The 22,159-nt window shown below is 43.8% G+C and carries 28 protein-coding genes and 1 tRNA gene; 19 read left to right on the top strand and 10 right to left on the bottom strand.

The genetic code is table 11. From position 1 onward, the window contains the following. Window positions 1-54 precede the first annotated feature (54 nt). Window positions 55-1,869 (top strand): oligoendopeptidase F, encoded by a 1,815-nt coding sequence (gene pepF / locus L2D08_RS03665; protein ID WP_242232368.1) that lies wholly within the window; start codon window positions 55-57, stop codon window positions 1,867-1,869. Between the two features lie 248 nt (window positions 1,870-2,117). Here pepF and L2D08_RS03660 read toward each other — a convergent pair whose 3' ends face one another. The 4 genes from L2D08_RS03660 to L2D08_RS03645 form a co-directional block, all read right to left on the bottom strand. Further along, a complete protein-coding gene (locus L2D08_RS03660) occupies window positions 2,118-2,936 on the bottom strand; it encodes a ClpXP adapter SpxH family protein (protein ID WP_242232466.1) in 819 nt (272 codons plus the stop codon). A 5-nt stretch (window positions 2,937-2,941) separates the two neighbouring features. Next, complete coding sequence (locus L2D08_RS03655) at window positions 2,942-3,340, bottom strand: globin domain-containing protein (protein WP_242232367.1); 399 nt, start codon at window positions 3,338-3,340, stop codon at window positions 2,942-2,944. 120 nt (window positions 3,341-3,460) lie between these two features. Further along, window positions 3,461-4,087: a lytic transglycosylase domain-containing protein gene (locus tag L2D08_RS24170; RefSeq protein WP_309241326.1), complete on the bottom strand. Its 627-nt coding sequence runs from the start codon at window positions 4,085-4,087 to the stop codon at window positions 3,461-3,463. A gap of 4 nt (window positions 4,088-4,091) precedes the next feature. Further along, a complete protein-coding gene (locus L2D08_RS03645; protein ID WP_242232366.1) occupies window positions 4,092-4,664 on the bottom strand; it encodes a CYTH domain-containing protein in 573 nt (190 codons plus the stop codon). Window positions 4,665-4,794: 130 nt separating this feature from the next. Here L2D08_RS03645 and L2D08_RS03640 point away from each other — a divergent pair, with 130 nt between their 5' ends. The 4 genes from L2D08_RS03640 to L2D08_RS03625 are packed head-to-tail and all read left to right on the top strand — an operon-like array spanning window position 4,795 to window position 7,512. Continuing rightward, the gene (locus tag L2D08_RS03640; protein WP_242232365.1) at window positions 4,795-5,175 is read left to right on the top strand and encodes a UPF0738 family protein; all 381 of its coding nucleotides are present in this window, start codon (window positions 4,795-4,797) and stop codon (window positions 5,173-5,175) included. A 15-nt stretch (window positions 5,176-5,190) separates the two neighbouring features. Further along, window positions 5,191-5,808 carry a GTP diphosphokinase gene (gene yjbM / locus L2D08_RS03635; protein ID WP_242232364.1) on the top strand — a complete coding sequence of 206 codons (618 nt, stop codon included), beginning with the start codon at window positions 5,191-5,193 and terminating at the stop codon, window positions 5,806-5,808. A 26-nt stretch (window positions 5,809-5,834) separates the two neighbouring features. Then, window positions 5,835-6,629: an NAD kinase gene (locus tag L2D08_RS03630; RefSeq protein WP_242232363.1), complete on the top strand. Its 795-nt coding sequence runs from the start codon at window positions 5,835-5,837 to the stop codon at window positions 6,627-6,629. Further along, a complete protein-coding gene (locus L2D08_RS03625; RefSeq protein ID WP_242232362.1) occupies window positions 6,607-7,512 on the top strand; it encodes an RluA family pseudouridine synthase in 906 nt (301 codons plus the stop codon). The genes L2D08_RS03630 and L2D08_RS03625 overlap by 23 nt, the downstream gene beginning before the upstream one ends. A gap of 33 nt (window positions 7,513-7,545) precedes the next feature. On the opposite strand, the gene prpE is transcribed toward L2D08_RS03625, so the two are convergent. Further along, window positions 7,546-8,292, bottom strand: a complete 747-nt coding sequence (prpE, locus tag L2D08_RS03620) for a bis(5'-nucleosyl)-tetraphosphatase PrpE (protein ID WP_242232361.1) — start codon at window positions 8,290-8,292, stop codon at window positions 7,546-7,548. Window positions 8,293-8,455: 163 nt separating this feature from the next. On the opposite strand from prpE, the gene fabI reads away from it, so the two are divergent. Then, complete coding sequence (fabI, locus tag L2D08_RS03615; RefSeq protein WP_242232360.1) at window positions 8,456-9,235, top strand: enoyl-ACP reductase FabI; 780 nt, start codon at window positions 8,456-8,458, stop codon at window positions 9,233-9,235. A gap of 68 nt (window positions 9,236-9,303) precedes the next feature. Beyond that, entirely contained in the window at window positions 9,304-9,711 is a 408-nt protein-coding gene (locus L2D08_RS03610) for a CotO family spore coat protein (protein WP_242232359.1), read from the top strand. Between the two features lie 33 nt (window positions 9,712-9,744). Here L2D08_RS03610 and L2D08_RS03605 read toward each other — a convergent pair whose 3' ends face one another. Beyond that, window positions 9,745-10,248: a CotY/CotZ family spore coat protein gene (locus tag L2D08_RS03605; RefSeq protein ID WP_242232358.1), complete on the bottom strand. Its 504-nt coding sequence runs from the start codon at window positions 10,246-10,248 to the stop codon at window positions 9,745-9,747. Between the two features lie 132 nt (window positions 10,249-10,380). Here L2D08_RS03605 and L2D08_RS03600 point away from each other — a divergent pair, with 132 nt between their 5' ends. From L2D08_RS03600 to L2D08_RS03580, 5 genes are all read left to right on the top strand, one after another. Next, a complete protein-coding gene (locus L2D08_RS03600) occupies window positions 10,381-10,830 on the top strand; it encodes a sporulation protein (RefSeq protein WP_242232357.1) in 450 nt (149 codons plus the stop codon). Between the two features lie 16 nt (window positions 10,831-10,846). Continuing rightward, window positions 10,847-11,203, top strand: a complete 357-nt coding sequence (gene spoVAE / locus L2D08_RS03595; protein WP_242232356.1) for a stage V sporulation protein AE — start codon at window positions 10,847-10,849, stop codon at window positions 11,201-11,203. 68 nt (window positions 11,204-11,271) lie between these two features. Then, entirely contained in the window at window positions 11,272-11,385 is a 114-nt protein-coding gene (locus L2D08_RS03590; RefSeq protein WP_285879211.1) for a YjcZ family sporulation protein, read from the top strand. A 23-nt stretch (window positions 11,386-11,408) separates the two neighbouring features. Next, window positions 11,409-11,657 carry a stage VI sporulation protein F gene (locus L2D08_RS03585; RefSeq protein ID WP_242232355.1) on the top strand — a complete coding sequence of 83 codons (249 nt, stop codon included), beginning with the start codon at window positions 11,409-11,411 and terminating at the stop codon, window positions 11,655-11,657. Between the two features lie 155 nt (window positions 11,658-11,812). Further along, window positions 11,813-12,073 (top strand): hypothetical protein, encoded by a 261-nt coding sequence (locus tag L2D08_RS03580; protein ID WP_242232354.1) that lies wholly within the window; start codon window positions 11,813-11,815, stop codon window positions 12,071-12,073. 67 nt (window positions 12,074-12,140) lie between these two features. On the opposite strand, the gene L2D08_RS03575 is transcribed toward L2D08_RS03580, so the two are convergent. The 3 genes from L2D08_RS03575 to L2D08_RS03565 all read right to left on the bottom strand — a co-directional run bounded on the left by L2D08_RS03575 (window position 12,141) and on the right by L2D08_RS03565 (window position 13,881). Then, the gene (locus L2D08_RS03575; protein WP_242232353.1) at window positions 12,141-12,569 is read right to left on the bottom strand and encodes a GNAT family N-acetyltransferase; all 429 of its coding nucleotides are present in this window, start codon (window positions 12,567-12,569) and stop codon (window positions 12,141-12,143) included. A 3-nt stretch (window positions 12,570-12,572) separates the two neighbouring features. Further along, on the bottom strand, window positions 12,573-13,088 hold the full coding sequence (locus L2D08_RS03570) for a YjcG family protein (RefSeq protein WP_242232352.1): 516 nt from the start codon (window positions 13,086-13,088) through the stop codon (window positions 12,573-12,575). A 79-nt stretch (window positions 13,089-13,167) separates the two neighbouring features. Next, a complete protein-coding gene (locus L2D08_RS03565; RefSeq protein WP_242232351.1) occupies window positions 13,168-13,881 on the bottom strand; it encodes an alpha/beta hydrolase in 714 nt (237 codons plus the stop codon). Between the two features lie 134 nt (window positions 13,882-14,015). On the opposite strand from L2D08_RS03565, the gene L2D08_RS03560 reads away from it, so the two are divergent. Together L2D08_RS03560 and L2D08_RS03555 are read left to right on the top strand one after the other, a co-directional pair. Then, window positions 14,016-15,662, top strand: coding sequence for an ABC1 kinase family protein (locus L2D08_RS03560; RefSeq protein ID WP_242232350.1), 1,647 nt, complete (start codon window positions 14,016-14,018; stop codon window positions 15,660-15,662). Between the two features lie 185 nt (window positions 15,663-15,847). Beyond that, window positions 15,848-15,920 (top strand) — tRNA-Val (locus tag L2D08_RS03555). Between the two features lie 149 nt (window positions 15,921-16,069). Here L2D08_RS03555 and L2D08_RS03550 read toward each other — a convergent pair. Then, window positions 16,070-17,182: a site-specific integrase gene (locus L2D08_RS03550; RefSeq protein ID WP_242232349.1), complete on the bottom strand. Its 1,113-nt coding sequence runs from the start codon at window positions 17,180-17,182 to the stop codon at window positions 16,070-16,072. Between the two features lie 300 nt (window positions 17,183-17,482). Between L2D08_RS03550 and L2D08_RS03545 the strand changes: the two genes are divergently transcribed. The 5 genes from L2D08_RS03545 to L2D08_RS03525 all read left to right on the top strand — a co-directional run bounded on the left by L2D08_RS03545 (window position 17,483) and on the right by L2D08_RS03525 (window position 22,013). After that, a complete protein-coding gene (locus tag L2D08_RS03545) occupies window positions 17,483-18,211 on the top strand; it encodes a sigma-70 RNA polymerase sigma factor region 4 domain-containing protein (RefSeq protein WP_242232348.1) in 729 nt (242 codons plus the stop codon). Window positions 18,212-18,341: 130 nt separating this feature from the next. Beyond that, a complete protein-coding gene (locus L2D08_RS03540; RefSeq protein ID WP_309241325.1) occupies window positions 18,342-18,752 on the top strand; it encodes a DUF6188 family protein in 411 nt (136 codons plus the stop codon). A gap of 154 nt (window positions 18,753-18,906) precedes the next feature. Next, entirely contained in the window at window positions 18,907-19,377 is a 471-nt protein-coding gene (locus tag L2D08_RS03535) for a hypothetical protein (RefSeq protein WP_242232346.1), read from the top strand. A 1,182-nt stretch (window positions 19,378-20,559) separates the two neighbouring features. Then, window positions 20,560-21,267: a hypothetical protein gene (locus tag L2D08_RS03530; protein ID WP_242232345.1), complete on the top strand. Its 708-nt coding sequence runs from the start codon at window positions 20,560-20,562 to the stop codon at window positions 21,265-21,267. Continuing rightward, a complete protein-coding gene (locus L2D08_RS03525) occupies window positions 21,264-22,013 on the top strand; it encodes a phage antirepressor (protein ID WP_242232344.1) in 750 nt (249 codons plus the stop codon). The genes L2D08_RS03530 and L2D08_RS03525 overlap by 4 nt, the downstream gene beginning before the upstream one ends. Window positions 22,014-22,159 lie beyond the last annotated feature (146 nt).

Here is a 22,159-nt window from a genome sequence, read left to right as displayed (position 1 = left end):
GATTATATAATAAGGAAGGAGAATGGTTATATACATAAAAGGAGGTTTTTGAAGATGGCAGAAAATGCGGTAAAACAGCTTCCGGCACGTTCTGAGGTGCCGGAGGAGCTGAAATGGCGTCTTGAAGATATTTTTGTAACGGATGAAGAGTGGGAGAAGGAATTTAAAGCGCTTCAGACACTTGCAGGAGAAGCCTCTTCTTATAGAGGAACCCTTGATGAAAGTGCAGAGCAGATGTATGCCTTTTTCTCCTGGCAGGATATTCTGCTTGAGCGGATGGGCCGTCTATATACGTATGCGCATATGCGCTACGATGAAGATACTCAAAACGCCCATTACCAGGGCATGAATGACCGGGCTAAAATGCTGTATACGCAAATTGCAGGAGCGCTTTCGTTTGCCGATCCTGAAATTTTGTCGATTGACGAAGAAAAAGTAAACGGGTTTGTCGCATCCCATGAGCCGCTCCAATTGTACAAAAAAGTGCTGGATGACTTAAACAAGCAGCGTCCGCATGTTCTGTCTGCAACAGAAGAGAATTTACTGGCGCAGGCATCAGATGTATTAGGCTCATCGAGTGCAACATTTGGAATGCTGAATAATGCTGACCTGGAATTTCCGGTTATCCAGGATGAAAACGGGGAAAGTGTACAGATTACACATGGCAACTACGTGCGGTTTCTTGAGTCATCGGACCGACGTGTTCGAGAGGAAGCTTTTAAAGCCGTGTATGCCACCTATGGAAAATTTAAAAATACATTTGCTTCAACGCTATCCGGCCAGGTGAAACGGGATAATTTCTCTGCGAGTGTACGCCATTACAACAGCGCGCGAGAGGCAGCACTGTCACGTAATCATATCCCTGAAGAGGTATACGACAATTTAGTGGCTACCATTAATAAAAATCTGCCGCTGCTTCACCGTTATGTGGCGCTACGCAAGCGGGTACTTGGTCTTAATGAACTGCATATGTACGATTTGTATACGCCGCTTGTAGCAGAAGGCAAGTTTGATGTAACATATGACGAAGCGAAAGATCTTCTTCAAAAAGGTTTACAGCCGCTCGGAAAAGAATACATCGAGATTTTAACGACAGGGTTAGAAAGCCGCTGGGTCGATGTAGTGGAGAATAAAGGAAAAAGAAGCGGGGCTTACTCCTCCGGTGCTTATGGCACAAATCCTTACGTTCTAATGAACTGGCAGGATAATGTAAACAATTTGTTTACACTTGCTCATGAATTTGGGCACAGCATTCACAGCTATTATACACGTGCGAGCCAGCCGTATATTTATGGGGACTACTCTATTTTCGTGGCAGAAGTGGCTTCTACGTGCAACGAATCCATTTTAAATGATTATTTGCTGAAAGCAACAGACGATGAGAAAAAACGCATTTACTTGCTGAATCATTTTCTTGAAACATTCCGCGGCACGATTTTTCGCCAGACGATGTTTGCAGAATTTGAACACCTGATTCATGAAAAAGCCCAAAAGGGAGAAGCACTGACAGCAGACGGCTTAAGTGAAGCTTATTACGCACTGAATAAAAAATATTTCGGTGATGATATGGTTATTGATGAAGAAATTGCACTTGAATGGGCACGCATTCCGCATTTCTATTATAACTATTATGTATATCAGTATGCCACGGGCTTAAGTGCAGCGATTGCGCTATCCTCACAAATTTTAAAAGATGGCGAGCCAGCGGCCCAGCGCTACATTAATGAGTTCTTAAAAGCAGGAAGCTCTGCGGATCCAATTGAAGTATTAAAGCGTGCAGGCGTTGATATGACGGAAGCGGGTCCTATTGAAGCAGCCTGCCGTGTGTTTGAGGAAACACTGGACGAAATGGAGAAATTACTGGGTTAATTTGTAAGTTATCGCTGTCAAATCCATTATTATGTCGATTTTGTGAATTGGAGGGTCATTCCTTGCAAAAAACGTGCCACACATGGTACGATGGGGTCGTGAAGTTGATCACAAACAAACATATACCCCTTTGTTTGACCGTGAAAAATTTCTCCCATCCCCTTTGTTCGTAAGAAAGAGCCCCGCCGAAGCGGGGCTCTTTCTATTTGGATGCAATAAAAAAACACCAGCATGCGATGCTGGTGTTTTTACTGAATATATTCCCAAAAAGTGCCGTGCTTCGTATGGATCCTGCGGACTTTTCGCTGCAGAAGCAGTTTTTTCATTTCGCATTCTGTCTGGCTGTCGGTCCAATCATAAACGCCTCTTATTTCACTTGTAGCCGCAATGCGAAAGTATTGCATAAATTCTTCAAGTGAAGGCGGATCAAGCGGTTCTGGTATTTCTTCTAGAATTTCCTGCAGAATTTGTACGTAAATATCATAGGAATAAAGACCGGCAATTTTAATACCTTCATCTTCAATGCGTTCATTAAAAAATACGATCGTCGGCGCTTCGTCCACATCCATTTCACATGTGACCGCTAAATCACTTTGAAAGGCTTTTGTGGCACCAGCTGAATAAATATCATTTAGAAACTCGCTTTTGTCGAGTCCTGCCTCTTCAGCACAGCGGGTTAACACAGCTATATCTGCGACATTCTCTTTATCTAAAAATAATTGCTCCTGAATTCTCCGGAGGAACTTGCTGCCGGCCCGTTTTCCTTGCAGCTCAGCTGCTTTGATAGCAATAGATGCAAGAAAAGGAGATTCGATGGTCTCTTCCTCCCAGACGGATTCCTCGCAGGCAAGCCCGCTTTGCTCCACTGCAAGAAGAGGCTTAGCTGTATTCAAAGCAGTCAGCTTGCCGGTTAATACTTGCTTCAACTTGAAATAATGGCCGTATTCTACTTGCAGCTTCCGAATAAGGGGGTCGAGCGCCCAGCAATCCGGGCACAAAGGATCAATAAATACATAGAGTTCGAGCGGCTTTTGCCGGGCAGAGCAAATACGTTCAGGCAGTTGCATCGAATTCACAAAGCATCACCCTTATCATCCGGCTGGTTCACCATATGAAACGCCGTTTGTTTAAGTCGTTCAAAAAAGAAAACACGCAATTCACCGGTTAAATGCACATCATCCATTGCCGCATTCATGCACTCCAGCCAGGCTTCTGCGCGTGCTGGCGTAATAGGGAAAGGCAAATGGCGTGCCCGGAGCATCGGGTGCCCGTGTTCATCTGTATAAAGGCTTGGTCCACCTAGAAATTGAGTTAGAAATTGTTTCTGCTTTCGGGCAGTTTCGGTTAAATCATCGGGAAAAATCGGCGCAAGATCCGGATGCTGCGAAACGCGGCTGTAAAAAACGTCCACCAGTTCTGAAAGCTGTTTCCCGCCAATGATGTCGTATGGAACATTGGATTGCTCGGCCATAAACGTTACTCCTTTTTCCTCGTAATGTATCTTCATTTTAACAAGGCTTTCGACATAAAACAAATGATAGGATTGAGGGCATATCTCCAAAACATCCCTTTTCTTTAAAAAAAAACGGCTCTACGCATTGTAGTAGCCGGTGATCTTTTTTACATAGTTTTGTGTTTCATTGAATGGCGGGATGCCGCCATACTTCTTTACGTTGCCCGGCCCTGCATTATATGCAGCGAGCGCAAGGGAAATGTCTCCATTAAACATATCGAGCATTTGGCGTAAATACTTCGTTCCGCCAAATACGTTTTGTTCTGGGTCCATTGAATCGTTAACACCGAGGTAGCTTGCAGTGCCCGGCATTAATTGCATAAGACCTGAAGCCCCCGCGTAGCTGACGGCCTTCGGGTTAAAATTGGATTCCTGTTTAATCACAGATTGGATCAATTTTTTCGGAACATTGTACTTCTCGGCAGCCCGGGTAATAATATCATCAAAATCTGTTTTAGGTGCGGCTGCAATGTCGGCGCCGGCTTTTGTGAAGAGGGCTGGCGCAGATGCTGCAGAGGAAGCGGCACTTGCAGAGGCGGAGGTCCCGGCTTGAATAATTTCAAGACCCTGCGCAAGCGCCTGCTGTAAAATAGAGCCAAACACATTGCCTGTCCCAGCGGCAGAAGAAAATGGAGAAGTGGTTCCTGTTCCAGCGGCTTTAGCGACAGTCGTGTTGATCATCGTGTTGAAAAAGTTAGTATCCACGTTGTTAGTTTCCCCCATGTTGTGTAAGTGCGTGATAGAAACGGCGGATTTTATTTTCTGCCGGTGTGTAGTCGATGTCATATTTCTTCAAAAGCTGATAAAAAACATCTTCTCCAGAAGCATCCTTTGCTTCATATTCAATCTCGTAATCTTCCTGCCCGAGATACGTGCTATGGTCAAACACGAGCAGGCCGCCTTCGTAAGCGATCTCTGCCCGTATTGTTGAAAGCGTGCCAAAGTGAGCGAAATTGGCCGCGCCAGCGCGGCCAGCCGCCCGGCTGATGACTTTATTGTCAGGAAGGGTGCCGGCTAAGGCGTCCTTCACTTCAAGTTGTGATAATGAAACCGTTGATTCTAAAAGACCTGTATCTGCTGGTTCTTTCAGCGTCATTTCCGCTCGTCCGCCCTTTTCACGGATGCGAAGCGCGGCGCCGGCTTCTTTAAGCAAAAAATCTGATGTATCAAAATAGTGGTTGGACTGCTGTTGAAAAGGTCCTGGATCAAAAGCGGCGACAAGCTGATCAAACTGTGTTTTTGTAACCACACATTTAAATTCAATTTCAATTTCTTCCTTCATCGTGTCCGCCTCATTTTCCATAATGTTCTTCTTTTATTGTATCCTGTTCGAACCGTGTTTGAAAGAGTAAAATGTGGTAAAATGTTTACGAAGTTTTGAATGAACGGTTGTTGTAAAGGAGAAGTGAAGAATGAGAACGAAATGGCATTTTACAAAAACAGAATGGGCAGGCGAAACGCTTCGTCTTTTATCAGAGGAAGAGGTGCAGGTCACACACTTAAAGCCGGTCTCCCAGGTGATTACCGATTCAGACGCCGCGGCTTTTGTGTATCTGGCGGAAGCAGAGCCGGGCTATGTTTATCTATATGTACACGAGAGTACGTGGGAAGAAGTAAAGAGAGCGATTGACGGCGGGCACCCGGTTGAAGCAGCCGGAGAGGACGGTACATTTCTGCTTGCCTCGTTTCATGAGGAAATGAGCGATCTGCTTGTCAACATTGAAGGAAACAGCAACTACGGCGAAGAAATGGTAGAGAAAGTGGAACGTGTTTTTTTCGCCGAACAGCGCTAATGGAGGACACCGTGCATGGACAACTGGGATGAGTTTTTAGTACCGTACAAGCAGGCGGTAGAGGAATTAAAAGTGAAGCTGCGCGGCATTCGCAAGCAGTTTACACTGGAAGACGACCGTTCACCCATCGAATTTGTGACAGGACGGGTAAAGCCGGTTCCAAGCATCTTAGATAAGATGGAAACGAAACGAATTCCAATGGAACGCATCCAGCAGGATATGCAGGACATTGCCGGGCTGCGCATGATGTGCCAGTTTGTGGATGACATTAAAATCGTTGTGGAGATTTTGCGCAAGCGAAAAGATTTTAAAGTCGTTGAAGAAAAAGATTATATTTCCCATAAAAAACCAAGCGGCTACAGATCCTATCATGTAGTGATTGAATATCCGGTACAGACCATTCACGGGGAAAGAAAGCTGCTTGCTGAAATTCAAATCAGAACGCTTGCCATGAATTTCTGGGCGACCATTGAGCATTCGCTGAATTATAAATACAATGGCGATTTTCCGGAAGAAATTCAAACAAGGCTGCAGCGTGCGGCAGAGGCCGCTTTCCGGCTGGACGAGGAAATGTCCTTGATTCGGGAAGAGATCCAGGAAGCGCAGCTGTTTTTCACAAAGAAAAAAGAATGACTACTAAACGGCAGGGGTGAGGCAGCATGAAATTTGCGATTACATCAAAAGGGGACGCCAAGTCCAATGCATTAATGCATAAAATCCGCAATTACTTGACGGATTTTAAATTAACATACGATGAAAGCGAGCCGGATATCGTCATTTCGGTTGGAGGAGATGGAACGCTTCTTTACGCATTTCACCGGTATAATGGACGTCTTGATAAAACGGCATTTGTCGGGGTGCATACCGGACATCTTGGTTTTTATGCGGACTGGACACCGGATGAAATTGAGAAGCTGGTAATCGCCATTGCGCGGACGCCATATCAGATCATTGAATATCCACTTCTTGAAGCGATTATCCGCTATCAGGATGGGGGTAAAGAAACACGCTATTTGGCCTTGAATGAATCAACCGTTAAAAGTGTGGATGGAACACTCGTAATGGACGTGGAAATTCGCGGCGAGCAGTTTGAGCGTTTTCGCGGCGATGGCTTGTGCGTATCAACGCCATCTGGCAGCACAGCCTACAATAAAGCGCTTGGCGGAGCTATTTTGCACCCGTCAATCCGTGCCCTGCAGCTGGCGGAAATGGCATCGATCAACAACCGTGTGTTCCGGACTGTTGGCTCACCGCTGATTTTGCCTGCTCACCATACGTGTATTTTAAAGCCGGTTAACCGGCCGGATTTTTTAGTGACCATCGATCACTTAACAATTTTGCATAAAGATGTAAAATCTATTCAATACCGTGTTGCCACAGAAAAAATCCGTTTTGCCCGCTTCCGGCCGTTCCCATTTTGGAAAAGGGTGCATGATTCCTTTGTCAGCAGTTAATGGAAAGCCGTTTGAATTGTGCTGGACTGCGGATGAGGATGGACTGCTGCTCCGAACCTTTTTAGCGCAAAAGGCGATCTCCAAGCGTGCTTTAACGGATATTAAATTTACCGGCGGGCTGATTGAAGTAAATGGCTGCGAAGTAACTGTCCGCCATGTGTTATCTGCAGGAGATGCCGTACGGATAGTGTTTCCGCCCGAATTACCATCCGGCGGACTCGAGGCGGAGCCGGTCGATCTTCCGGTTTTGTTCGAGGATGAAGCGCTGATCGCTGTCGCCAAGCCGGCGGGCATGAACACGATTCCGTCCCGCGAGCATCCATCCGGCTCGCTTGCATCCGGCCTGCTCTGGCTGTATAGGGAGCAGGGGCTGCAGGCGACGGCACACATCGTTACCCGGCTGGACCGCGACACATCAGGAATTGTCCTTGCGGCGAAAAACCGATACGTGCATCATTTAATGTCTGAGATGCAAAAGCAAAAAAAGGTGTTCCGTCAGTATAAAGCACTTGCAGAAGGCGTTTTTGAGCAGGCAACCGGTTTTGTAGAAGCACCGATTGGCCGCCGGGACGACAGCATTATTGAACGAATGGTGCGTGAGGACGGCCAATATGCCCGTACGGTTTACAAAGTGATCCGGCAGTACGATGATTTTGCTTATGTGGCTGTTAAGCCGGAAACCGGGCGGACACACCAGATTCGTGTTCATCTTGCCCACCTTGGTCATCCGCTTGCAGGTGATGATTTATATGGAGGCAGCAGGAGCCGCATAAACAGGCAGGCACTTCACTGCGGCTCGCTGTCGTTTCACCATCCTGTAACAGGCGCGCCTATCGATCTTACAATGCCCATGCCAATGGATATGAAAAATATGGTTATATAAAAAAACCGGATTCCACTATGGAACCCGGTTTTTTTATGAAACATCGCTGAATGAACGGAATTTTTCTCGAACGAGCGGCTGTTGGGAATCCACCGATAGGATTTCACGCTCCGGCCATCGCAGTGCGGTCAGCTTGCCGCCAAATACACAGCCGGTGTCGATATTGATGGTGTTGCCGATCGCGCGCGGCGCGCTGACAGGCGTGTGGCCGTACACAACATATGCATCTCCTGTGTACTTTTTTGCCCAGTCGCGGCGGACAGGGGAGCCGTCCGGATGTTTTTCCCCTGTAATGTCTCCATAAAGCACAAACGTTTTTACACGCGCATCAAATCGGCCAATATAGTCGGCACGTATCCCGGCGTGAGCAATCACAAGCCGCCGGTCTTCAAGCACGTGATAGAGCGGTGACTCTTCATACATAGAAAGGAACCGTTTTCTAAGCAGGCGGTATTCATTGGCAGGCATGGAATCAAGCTCTGCCACTGTTGTTTCCAGTCCGTGTGTTTCCTGAACATTGTTGCCAAGAAAATACCGGTACAGCTTATTGCAGTGGTTGCCTGGCACAAAAAGGGCATTTTGCTCTTCAAACAGCCGGCAGACAACGTCCATTACCCGGACCGAATCCGGGCCGCGGTCGGTTAAGTCGCCGACAAAAGCCAGCGTCCGCCCATCAGGATGAATAGGGATACCTTCGTCCCATTTGTATCCAAGCGTATGCGTCAGCATATGAAACTCATCGAAACAGCCGTGTATGTCTCCGATAATATCCAGCTTCATTCAATCGCTCCCCATTCATTTTTGTCTACTGCACTAGTATAATCCGTTTGGAGAAAATTTAAAAGCCGGGCAAAAGCTGGCATGATATTCGTTGATTTTTTTGGTAATCATGATAAGATTAACACTAGGTACTAATAACTTGTATAAATGGAGGAACGGATTTATGCTATTTTCACTTGAAGGAAAAACGTTTGTCGTAATGGGTGTTGCCAACAAGCGCAGCATTGCATGGGGAATTGCCCGCTCTCTGGACGCAGCAGGAGCACGTCTTGTTTTTACTTATGCAGGCGATCGTTTAGAAAAAAACGTTCGTGACCTGGCGGCAACACTTGAAAATCAAAAGGATCCGTTCATTTTACCATGTGATGTAACAGATGATTTCGCGATTGAGGAATGCTTCCGTTCCATCAAAGAAAAAGAAGGTGTCATCCACGGTCTTGCTCATTGTATCGCGTTTGCTAACAAAGAAGACCTAGACGGCGATTTTGTCGATACATCCCGTGATGGCTTTATGCTTGCCCACAACATCAGTGCTTACTCGCTGACAGCGGTAGCAAAATATGCGAAGCCTCTTATGACAGAAGGCGGCAGCATTGTGACACTGACGTATCTCGGCGGTGAGCGCGTAATTACAAACTACAATGTGATGGGCGTGGCAAAAGCGTCCCTTGATGCAAGCGTGCGTTATTTGGCTGCTGATCTTGGCAAAGACGGCATTCGTGTGAACTCGATTTCTGCAGGGCCAATTCGTACACTGGCTGCAAAAGGCATTAGTGATTTTAATGAGATGCTGACTCAAATTGAAGAACGGGCACCGCTTCGCCGGACAACAACACAGGAAGAAGTAGGCGATACAGCTGTTTTCTTGTTCAGTGATATGTCTCGTGGCATCACCGGTGAGAACATTCATGTGGATTCCGGCTACCACATTACAGGCAATTAATTTTAAAAACCGTCCATATTGGGCGGTTTTTCTGCATATACTGGACAAAAAAGCGGAGGTGTGTGCATATGAAAAAAACACCTGGTCCCTTGCTTTATATTGGTCAGCCTCATTTGACACCTATTCAGCCCGTAATGCAGAAAATTGCTAAAGCAGAATCAGAGGGAGAAATTATCGAAGAGGTGAAACAAGAGGCTGAGGAAAAGCAATTGACGCCGCCGGTCCAAAAAAAAGAAGAAAAGTCAGGCGACGGCCGCTTAAAACCATTTCGGGAAATGAGCATAACAGAAAAAGTCGTTTACCTTGCTGAGCGGCGCATTCCGGTTCCGTGCCGTTTTGAGTGGGGCGGTCCTACGGTTCGGGGTGTTATTCAATCGTTTGATGAAACGTACGTATGGATACTTGATGAAGAAAGCCATGCACCGGTGCAGGTTCCCATTGCTGACATTGTGTATATCCGTCTCGCTGGAACATAAAAAAAGCCGCCCCGTTAGTGGAGGCGGTAGATTTTAACGGCAGATATCAAGATCAACGTCTTTGATGCACTGAACCGCAATAAACTCATTTAGATCGACCGTTACACAGCTTCGTGTCTTGTCAAAATTTTCGACTTTGCACACCTGCTTTAAGCTGATGCCTTCGTCGCATGCAAGGTTAACCGGCTCATGATCATCATCAAGCGGCATAAGTACCCGCAGGCGCGCACAGCAGCTGTCAAATACATCTTCTACACGGAAGAAGATGGATACACAGCCGGCGTCACAATCATCAGCTTCATCTGGACTAAAGAAAGCAAAAAATGGCTTTCCTTTTTTTGTTGTCAGTGTAAACACACGTGTGTCTGCATTGCGGCGGCGCGGTCCATCCAGGTCGCCCAGCGGCTCAGCGAAGCAGTCTTTGCAATCACGGCACTCTTCATCTTCTCGTGCGTCTTGAATATCACGGATCGCGCGGACAACTTCGCATACACAGCTCTCAAACTTGTCATCATCGCGATGCTTGTGGCATCCCATTGTGCATTCCTCCTTTAATATCGGTACATTATTACAGTATGAATTTCATTCAAAAAGGCATGGACAAATGCCGCATTGAATGGAATTTTTTTTTTGGTTTCGCACATACTGATCGAAAACGGAGGTGCGGGTATGAAAAAAACAGCGTGCATTTTTTTAGTTCTTTTGCTGGCAGGGTGCGGACCCGAGCACGACGGGACGGCGATGATTGAAAAAGCAGATCCCGATGCTGTTCAGCTGGACGGTCATGACGATCAGCTGGCAGCGGAAATAAAAAAGGAAGCAGATTCTTTTGATGAGATTTACGATACAGCCGTTGTAAAAGGCACGAAGCAGCTGCTTGTAGCTTACAAAGTGCGCCATCTGGAGCGGTTTCGAATGAAGCAAATCGAAAAAAACCTGGCTGAACGTATGAAAAAAACGGCAGAAAAAGAAAAAGTAGAAATTGTTGTGTCAAGCGATTATAAGATTTTTCTTGAAGCAGTTCGTTTAAAAGAAGATATGGAAGCGGGACATTTTACAGAAAAAGAAGCGGATAAACGCCTGGCGGAAATTATTAAATTGAAAAAAGAAATGGCGTAGAGAAAGGAAGAAGAAGATGATCGCAATGTTTTTTTGGGCATTTGTCGTCGGCGGGCTTATTTGTGTCATTGGTCAGCTTATGATGGACCTTGGAAAGTTGACACCAGGTCATACGTTGTCGATTCTCGTTTCAGTCGGAGCACTGCTTGCAGGCTTTGATCTTTATGAACCGCTTGTAGGTTTTGCCGGCGCCGGTGCAACAATGCCGATTACAAGCTTTGGCAACTCACTTGTAGAAGGTGCGATGCAGGAAGCGAAGCTCCATGGGGTAGTCGGCGTGCTGACCGGCATGTTTGAAGTGACAAGCTCAGGTATTTCTGCTGCGATCGTGTTTGGATTTATCGGTGCCCTCTTTTTTAAACCAAAAGGGTGAACAGGGCCCATCCCTTTTTGCACTCCTCTCATATGATAAGGAGAGAACAGTGAAAGGGGGAGAAATATATGGCAATGTATGGATGCGGCGGTTACGGTGGCGGTTACGGCGGCTCAAGCACATTTGTATTGATTGTTGTTTTGTTCATTTTGCTCATCATCGTCGGTGCGAGTTTTTATTGATGCATTAGAAGGAGGAGCGGACAATGAACGATAAATTTTTTGGCAATATTGAAAAAAAGACCGGCGTGCGTATGAGCGATATATTTGCACTCGTCGACTCTCTTCAATATGCTGATTTCAAAGATGAACGGACAATCCGTGCGGTTGTCGCGCAAACAGCCGCGCTTGCCGGGAAAAAAGTGCCGAAGCAGGTCGAAGATGAAATCGTCCGCACGATCTTAAAAGACGGCAAAAAGCTCGATATGAATACGATCACAAAGATGATCAAATGAGCCTAGAAGGAGAGCAGCAAAAACGCTGCTCTTTTTCCTATTTATACAGGCCAAATGATCTGTTTCTCAATTAAAGCGTTTACGTAAGGAATAAATGAGGAAAAAGCGAATATATATGGAGATTAATGAATATTTTATCGAAAGGAGCGAATAACATGGGCTACATTCTTCCAATCCCACAATTCCAATACAATGATTACAGAGAACGGGTTTTAAACGAAGCAGCCGTTGGGTATGCACCGATTGATCCGACTTCAAAAGTAACGTTTGAAAAAGTGCTGCAAGAGCGCACAGAGCCGCAGGTCCAGTTAAGCACGGAAGAAATAAGAAGAAAACGGCAAAGTGAGCATGAAGCATTTCGTGTACATATGGCGCAGATCAGTGGAAGAGGCATTGAAATTGACCGTCTTGCATAATGAAGCAGCGTTTACATAAGCGCACAAAAAAGCGTATTCCCCTCATCGAGAATACGCTTTTTTGTGGTCACAGCGGTTTTGTCATCGTTTTATGCAAAATGCCTGCATCCAAAAACTCGCCAGATACGACTGTATAGCCGCGCTTTTCATAAAAGGGAATAGCGTGAAGCTGTGCGTCAAGCTTAAGCATTGTCAGGCCGGCTACCGATTGAGCATGCTGCTCAATCGCCTCCATAATCAGATTGCCGGCGCCGCGCCCTCTTGCTTCTTTGAGCACACAAATCCGTTCCACTTTTCCAAATTCTCCGACAGTACGAAACCGTCCGGCGCCGCACGGCTTTTGCTCTTCGTCATACAAAATAAAATGAACAGCTTCATCTTCCAACTCATCAATTTCAAGTGCAGGCGGAACATTTTGTTCTCCTACGAAAACGGTTGTGCGTACAGAATACGCATCTTCCCGCTGATCAAGATCTGTTGTTTTTACAACGTTCACGTTTTATGCATCCTTCCCAAGTAAAAATGTTTCATAAACTGTCCATGAGCCATTCTCAAGCTGATACAGTAAATGAAAACGGTCTGCTTTTTCCGTTAAATCAATTGATTCCATCTGCAGGGCTCCATAAACATCGGAATGTTCATCATTGGACAGCTTCTGGCCGATTGTAATGTGGGGAACAAATCCGTACGGCTCCTCACCCGGAAATTCCTCCGTATGGAGCATTTCATATAAAGAAGTGAGTGTATCGTTCGGATCCACTTTAAAATAAATCACGTTATTTACCGGTTCGAACGATTTAACTTTGCTGACGTGATACGAAAACGGCTGATGAAGCGAAGCAACACGGCGCAGCTGCTCTGCAATCTTGCTTATATCCTGTTCATCTGCGTCAAATGGGCTTTTTAACGTAATATGAGGCGCCACGAGCGCATAATGCGGATCGTACCGTTTCCGGTAACCGTTTACTTTATCCTGCAAAGATTTTGATGGAAAAATGACAACACCGTATTTCATGTTCATTCACTCCTTTAAAATAACCTTTTCTCTATTAGTATACCAAACGTTTTCAAAAATGCAGAATGGGAGGCAGGCCTCATTCGAACATTTTTAAAAGCGCCCGTTTCATGTCTTTTTGCCAGTAAGTCCATGTGTGATTGCCGGCAAACTCCTCATAAAAATAGTCGTTTCTTTTGCTGGATAGGAGCGAAGAAAGCGCCCGGTTCGGCGTCAGAAAGTCCGCCCGTTCGCCGTTTGTCATCAGCACATCCGTTTCTTCAGTGCCGATCACATGATAAAGAGAAGGAAGAGTCTCTGCCGACTCGGCTAAATTCATTACGGTGCTGTCCACAAAAGGCGAATGCATCAGGACGCGCCCGAATAAATCTGGATGTTTTAACGCTGCCATAAAGGAAACGGTACCAGCAAGGGAATCGCCCGCGAGCGCACGGCCAAAACGGTTGCCATGCCCCGGAAATTGCCCGTCCAGATAAGGCACAAGTTCATTGGCGAGAAAGCGTATGTATGCGGATTGCTGCACGCCGTCCGGATGATATTTTTCGCGCCGGTCATGCTTGTTAAGATAGGGAATGCCGACCATAATCAACGGTTCTATCTCTTCCGCTTCGAGCAGTTCATCGGCCAGGCGCGGGAGCCGTCCAAGCTGAAAGTAGTCTTTGCCGTCCTGGCAGATTAAAAAGGTATACGAAAACATCGGTGAAAAGTCTGCCGGCACGTATACCAAAAAAGAAACGTCTTCTCCTAATTCGGCTGAATGAATAAAGTGATCCTGAATGGTTCCGCGTTTCATGTCAAAACCTCCTGTAAAAAATGCAGTCAGCTTATTGTACCATGACCAAGAGGGAATAAATGTTCTTTTGCAAGCAGAGGCAGCAGTGAGTATGGTATGATGAACAAAATAATGGAAACAGAGAAGGTGACAATGTGGTGAAAATCGGGACGCTCCGGCGTGCGCCGGAAATCGTGGCAGTTTTTGCAAGGCATGGCTTTGCTGGGTACATAAAAGATCTTGGGCTGGCGGAAAAAATTCCGTTCACACGCTGGGCCGCCAAAGAACAAAATGTAAAAGGCGAAGAACTGCGGCGGGCGCTTGAAGACCTGGGTCCGACCTTTATGAAGCTTGGGCAGTTTTTATCCACGCGAACCGATCTGCTGCCTCCATCCTGGACAGAGCCGCTTGCCAAGCTGCAAAACAGTGCACCGGCAATGCCGTTTGATGATATTCGAAAGATTGTGGAGTTAGAAACGGGACAGCCGATTGCAGACTGGCTATTGTATATAGAAGAAATGCCGCTCGGTGCCGCGTCAATTGGACAGGTGCACCGCGCTGCTTTAAAGGATGGAACAGAGGTTGCGATCAAAATTCGCCGGCCGGGCATCGAGCCGGTAATTCGAAACGACATTTCGATTTTGCGCCAGTTGGCCAGCCTCGCTGAGCGAAACTCCGAGCTTGCGCGGCAGATCAGCTTAAAAGCGATTATTGATGATTTCGCGGCGGCCCTTGGCCGGGAAATGAACTACCGGCTCGAAGCCGCCGAGGCGGCGGGAATGCGGGAATCGATGAAAGATAAGCGTATTTATGTACCGCGTATTTTCTCGGAATGGACGACCGAGCGAATGCTGGTGATGGAATTTGCGAACGGAAAATCACTGCGGGGCAATGTGATCAAAGAAATGGATGTCGAGCGGCGGCAGGAGCTTGCGCGGGCTTTGTCGGAAACTGTGCTGCGCCAGGTATTTATCGATGGCGTGTTTCATGCCGATCCGCACCCGGGCAACCTGCTGCTTCTGGATGACGGCCGTCTTGGGCTGATTGATTTCGGTAACACCGGCCGGTTGTCAGAGGATATGAGGCATCTGTTATCAGACTGCTTGTTTGCCCTCGCTGACCGCGATGCCGCAGCGCTGTCGATGCTTGTGCTCGAACTCGGTGCGCGAAAGCCGATCGAACGGCGCCAGCTTCAGCGTGACATCAGCCGCTGGATGGCGGGATACATGGACGTTGAGCTTGCGGAGGTCCAAATGGGCGCTATGCTGCAGGAGCTCTTTGCTGTTGCCGGCCGCCATCACATTTCCATTCCAAAAGATTTTGTTCAAGTGGGACAGGCTTTTCTGAAAGTGGAACAAACCGTCATTGCTCTTGATCCGGGCTCAAGCTTATCCGGCATGGTGCGCGATATGGCGAAGGAGGTGCTGTTTGGACGTATTCATCCAAAGGAAGTGATACGCGAATCCCGTTCATTTTTGCGCTTGTTTAAAATGGCCGCCAACAAGCTGCCGAGTATTTTAAATGAAACGCTGAATGAATGGGAAGGCGGCCAGCCGAAGCTGAAAATGCATGTAACCGCCGATAACAATCTGATGAGGCGCCTTGAACGGATGGCGTCACTCATCGTCCTCAGTGTGATTATGCTCGCTTTCAGTATTATTATGGCCGGCATTTTCGTCTCCATGGGGAACCAGTCACCGATTTCCGGGACGAATACGTATATTATCGCGCTTATTACAGCGTTTTTAATGACGGTTCTCTTTATGACTGTGCTGTATCTTATGTGGCGGAAGATTAAATAATAGAAGAAAGCAGGCCCTTGCCGTTTGGCGGAAAAGGGCCTGCTTTGGTAATCAAGGCCTGGTTGGAGCTGCCAACCTCATACTGCAAGCATAAAAGAGGAGCAATATGAACTTACATCCATAAAGATACATAAACTTGTTGACATCGAAGACTTTATTGAATAGAATATAAATTGTCAGTAAACGATTCCTTAGCTCAGCTGGGAGAGCGCTACCTTGACAGGGTAGAGGTCGCTGGTTCGAACCCAGTAGGAATCATCAATGTTCAAAGCCGTAAATTCTTGATACTCAAGGGTTTGCGGTTTTTTTATTTTATTTAGCGTTAATAAATTTAAATCCAGCAGGCAACGTGGCGACCAATTTGGCGACCGTTTGGTGAAAATAACTATCTTTATTTCCGTTAAGGGTCATCCGAATAAAGTTTTGTTCAGTTTTTCCGCTGCTTCCTTTTGCATGTTAGGCAGCACGTGAGAGTAGGTATCTAGTGTTACACTAACTTTACTGTGGCCTAAACGTTCCGCTACAATCTTAGGGTTTATACCTTCTAGTAAAAGTGAGGTAGCGTGAGTATGTCTTAGATCGTGAAACCGTATTTCCGGTACTTTCGCTTTTTTGCTTAAAGCCTTGAAAGTTCGAAGGAGGTTTCTTGGACTTAAAACAGTTCCGTAACACGTACATATCACTAAATCATAGTCTGTGTAGTCAGTTCCCGCTTTTAATTTTTCTCTCATTATTTTCGCTTTATGCTTTTTTAAAGAAGCGACTGTTTGAGTCAATAGAGTAATCGAACGAATGCTTGAAGCAGTTTTTGCCCCCTCAATGAAATCTTTCCCATCATGGCTTAACGTTTGCCTAAGATGGATCGTTCCTCTATCTAAGTCTACATCCTTCCATCGTAAACCCAACAGTTCACCTTGTCTCATTCCTGTCGTAACAGCCAAGTGAAAAGCGATGTAATATCTACTTTCTTTTGCAAACTTAAGGAACAGTTTCACTTCTTCTGTATCCCACACCTGGATCTTATTCTTTTTAATATGAGGCAGTTCCACATTAGATACGACATTCTTAGGAATTAACTCTAAGTTCATAGCCCTTTGAATCGAGTTGTTCAAGATGTTATAGATCTTTTTAACTGTTGCACTAGAAAGTCCTTTATCGATGAGTGAATTAATAAACTTCTGGACTATTATAGTCGTCAGTTTAGATAAAGGATATTCCCCTAAAGAAGGGACAATATGATAACGAATATAAGATTCGTAGCTTTTAGCGGTTTGTGTACCGATCTGTTTCCGCTTTGTTTGAAACCAGTCGGCCAAGTATTCCTGAAAAGGTGTATTAGATGGTTCTAAATATGTTTCACTAGCAAGTTCGTTTAATAACACTGCTAATGCCTTTTCCGCTTCTCGCTTGGTTTTAAATCCTCGTTTTTTCTTCCGTGTTCGTTTACCTGTAATAGGATCAACCTTAATTGTCACTTCGTATAACCAGTTGTTACCGTCTTTTCTTACAGAACCTTTCATAGCAAACATCCTCTCGTGATGCCCTCTAAAGCCATGAATGTACCCTGTCTGCTTAATAAAGGTATTTGATTTATTATTTCTTGTCAACGCCCTATGAAAACTGATTAAAGTTAATAATAAAAGAAGCGTATAGATTGCCGCCAATATATCTGAAAAGCTTTGTCTGAAAAACTCCCCTTTTTCGTTTGTGTTATGTGACAAAGAGAATTTAATCTCGAATATATATATGAATACGTTAGGTGATCCACCTACAGTATTACTCGATATATGTCACCAAACTAAACAAATGAAGGTGGAAGTATGAACAAGCTAATCTTTAAACGTGCTGAAGAAATAGATAGATCACAAATATTAAAGGCAGACTCTTATCAAGAATTAGTGAGTAAAATGGAATCACGCCTTAAAAGAAAATATTCTAGTTCAAAAATAAAATGGGTGCGGCAAGTTCAAATGGTATTTAGTGATTGGGACAAGGATACTGATGAAGTCTACTCGGAACTTCAAAAGTTATTAAAATTCACCATAGAAGCGAAGGCAAAATACTATGAAAAGAAGTATAAAAGCGTCCGGTTGTCTTATCATGATTTTGAAGCAGAATTATGGAAGATAACCTTTGCAGCTATTCAATATTACGAAGAAAGTGGCGACATTGATACAGAATTTATGTTGGTAGAAACTTTAGAGATGTTTTGGAAAACACGTATGATCGACTTTATTAAGAGTTGCTTATATACAGAAAAACATTCTCCTTGGTATAAAGCGGCTACTTTAGACGAGAAATCTATTGAACGCTTGCCGGACAACTCTCCAAGTATGGAACAGCAATACATCTACAAAGAGACTATTGAAGAAATGTTTAATGCGGAAGAGTTGACGGAAAAAGAACGAGAACTACTGGCCCTTATTTATGACAATCCTAGTGGCAGCCTTCGAGAATGGGGTTCAGAATTAGGGGTACCGCATCCGCAAACTGTTCGAAGGTTATTTGATTCTCTAAAAAACAAACTGGTTAAGTATAATATTTTTTGAAAATTAGGCTATGTTAGACGTTACTGTTGATTTTCTTGTTCAACTAACGGTGCAGAATAGTTGAATAAGAAGTGTTCGAACAAGGCAGGAAACGTTACACTCTAAGTAAGTGATTTTCTTTAGAGTAGGGATGAATATGTATAGAAAACTAAGTAATATTGATTTTAAATATTTTATTGGTCAGAAGGTTACAGAAGTGAATACAGAAGAGAACTTGCCCTTAGGAATGGCTTTTGAAACGGCTGGTTTAATCATCGAATGTCCCTGGAGGTTACAGGTTGCTAATGAAATTGTGATTGGATATTCAGACTGTCACCAATCACCTGAAAGATACTCGCATAAAGATGTTGAAAAGATTCTAATGGGAAATAGAATAATGAATATCCTTCATTTTGAAGAAATAGCTGATTTAATTGTGGAATTTGAAGGCAGCATTTATCTTGAGTTGTTCCACGACAGTAATTATTTTGAGGGATGGCAGTTACAAGGAGACAACGGATTTTATTTAGTTTCTTTACCAGGAGGTTCTTTCACGGATTAGTTGAATATCCTTCTTTGTTCAACTATCGGGGGCTTTTGTTTGATATCTCGGCTGTCATTTCGGCAGCCTTTTCTTATTCAGCTAACGGGCAAGTTTAGTTGAAGTAAAATATGCTAAAATTAAAACAAATTATTCTTGAACGGTGGATTAAAAAATGCTGAATTTGTCGGAGAAGTTGGCTGCATGTCAACTTGGATTGGGAATAGGATATTTTAAACTGCCTAAAGTAGTTGAATGGGTTGATTTAACGATATTACAATTGGAACCCTCTGGAATTCCTTATCAATTGTACGAAGTTTCGTTATCGAGTAATAAAAAAATAGATGACGTTATCAGGCTTTTAAATGAAACAACAAGAGGAAATCACATAGATATTGCATCGAAAGTTATATTAGGTCTCCTGTACAAATCATTTGCGGAAAAAGAACTCGAAATTGATCAAGTGATTACTTCGATTTATAGATTAGCTTGGGAACGAAATATTGAAGATGATATATTTTCAAAAATAAATGAATTAGACGCTGAATATGAAATGGCTGTGGATGGATATGGAGATATGCGAAGGGTGAAAAAAGAAATATATGAATTTTTAGGGAGATATGAAATGTATGGTGATTTAATGTAATGCTTGTTGAACTAACGGGGGCGTTGTTTGAAGTGGAATTTACAAAAATCAACACCTCGTTGGTTCTTACGAGTTTTTGGTGAAGAAGCAGATGATTATCTAGAAATAGAAGTATTCGTTCGACTGTATGTGTTATTAACAACCTTGTATTTAGCAGTTTATACCCATACTCTGAATTGCCGAATAGTTTTTGCCCATCACCAGCTTTACGTAAGAACCCTATCGTTTAACAAAGCCGAAAATTAAATTCTGGTAACAGGTTTATAGCGAAAATTATGCAATCAATGTCACGTGTATTGTGTCTTTTTTGTAAAGAAACTGAGTAATAGAGGCGTTTGAAGTGAAAAGTAGTGTCATGTTATGACAAGTACGGCTTCAAGTAATCACACAGCATTTACGAATACACTTCTATAGCAATAAGAAATTAACGGTCCTTTTTAGGGCCGTTTTTTCAATTTAAGGGGCTAGTATACGGGAGAAAAAGTGTATTCCTAAAGGCCACATACATACCCACATATCATGGCAACAAGGGGCGAGGCACTCAATAAACAGCCGCAGGCTACACATAGTAACACTACACAGTACAGCAGCCATGCACACACGGTCCCAAACATTGGGGCCCAAGCACAGCACCACGCAAGCACAGGGCCAAGCCAGGGCAAGGCACACACCACGGTGAAGCAGCAGGACAACACCCAAGTACAGGCAAAGCGAAGGAAAAGCAAGTGCACAGCAACACCGCGAAGTATGCCGCACTAAGCCCACACTGCACCCACACAGGCACTCCAAAAGGTACGATCCTCACAGGGAGGGGGTACCACGGGGGACCACCCCACCTAGATCCCACAAAAGCGGTCTAAATAATTTTTAAAATACTTTTTTAATTTAGAACTAATTTGACGTATCAAAAACTGTACTTTCCGCATCTGATTTTTAGGAGACCTCCGTTATTAGCTTGTAAGGAAGAATAATAACTTTCAGGAGGAACCATTTGTCGTAAAAAAAAATTTATTTTTTGTATCTGATTTTTGGACGAACCCCGTTATAAGAGTGTAAGGAAGAACACTAACTTCAGGGAGAAAAAGTTTGACGTATAAAAAAATTATTTTCTGCGTCTGATTTTTGGAAGATTCCCGTTATAAGAGTGTAAGGAAAAACATTAACCCTAGGAGGAAAACGAAAATGACAAAGTATGAAATTATTGAAAATCCTAAATTACGTGAGGAATTAGCTTCTAGAATTGAAGTGTTAGACAAAATTGGCAACCTGCTTATACTGCCAGGCAAGGAGTACGCAACTGCACAACAAATTGCCAATTTTTACGAAGTTCCGCTAAGCCATTTAAATGTTATTTACTTTCAATTCTATCAAGAACTATTAACTGATGGATTAATAAATTTGAAATCTCAGGAAGTTAAAAAAATGAAAGCCGAACTACAGCATGTAGTAGCCCTTGAAGAGATCGGTTTAGGAAAATCTGTATCTAATGTAAACCTTTATTCAAAACGTGCTATTCTCCGCTTTGGTATGTTACTTCGTGATTCAGGAGTAGCCAAGGAAGTACGGACACAACTCATGAAAATTGAAGAAAAAGCGTCTGATGTTATTAAAGCTGCTGATATTACAGAAGAAGTGAAAATTCAGATGGCAATAGGCAAGGCAGCCAGCATACAGCGAAGTAAGCCGGAAAAAGAACAGCCAGTCTACACATGTGCCCCGCTAGAAATCACAGACCCTAAAAAGGGAACACCGCGTGGGCGGAAGGGTGATCCGACCCGTAAAAGTCCTCTCGAAAAACTTTTTACAATTTTTTATCGTCTGCCGGTGTCTGAATTCATTTTTCCTTTCGTTAGTAATACAAGAAAAGACAAAAGGAGAAATGAAAAATGAATCACTTACAATTTTTTAATTATGGTATGCAGGAAGTACGTACAATTTTGAAAGGCGATGACGTTTGGTTTGTCGCTAAAGACGTGTGTAATATTTTGGAGTTAACCAATCCCACTATAGTTCTGCAAAAATTAGATGATGACGAACGGGCTAAGTTTAACTTAGGGCGACAAGGTGAAGTAAACGTTGTAAATGAATATGGACTTTATTCTCTTGTTATGGCTTCACGAAAATCTGAAGCTAAAAAATTTAAACGTTGGATTTTACATGAAGTTATTCCATCCATTCGTAAGCATGGTGCATATATGGCTGATGACGTTCTGGAACAAGCAATTAATAATCCTGGTTATGTTCATGGTCTTCTAACCAGCCTAGAAAATGAAAAACAAAAGCGTAGTGAAGTCGAAACTCAAAATAAGATGTTGCGGCAACGCATTGAAGAATATGAACCTAAAGCGGATTATTTTGATAAGGTTCTTTTCAGTGAAAATACCTTGACAATTACTCAAATAGCTAAAGATTATAAGCTGTCAGCCGTGGCTTTGAACAAAATTTTATTTAATGAAAAGGTTCAGTATAAGGTAAATGGGCAATGGGTTTTATATAAAGAATACCAAAGTGCGGGGTATGCTAAAGCGGAAACTATACCAAGAGGAAAGACTGGGTATACAGTTACACATTTAAAATGGACACAAAAAGGAAGGAAGTTTATTGACGAAGTCCTAAGAAAAGTAAAATATAACTAGTGATAAATTTTAAACAAAACAATTTAAGATACTTCGAAAGAATACTGCAAATTTAGGACATTACATCGTCCCTTTTATTTGAAAATTTATTAGGGGTTTGCAGTCAAAATAAAAATTATTGAATTTTTTAGTTGTAATTGGGGAAA

Source organism: Domibacillus sp. PGB-M46 (genome assembly GCF_022668875.1).
In the GTDB taxonomy this organism is placed as follows: Bacteria; Bacillota; Bacilli; order Bacillales; family Domibacillaceae; genus Domibacillus.
The sequence above is the reverse complement of the archived record's forward strand: the minus strand, read 5'-3'. Positions and strand labels throughout refer to the sequence as shown.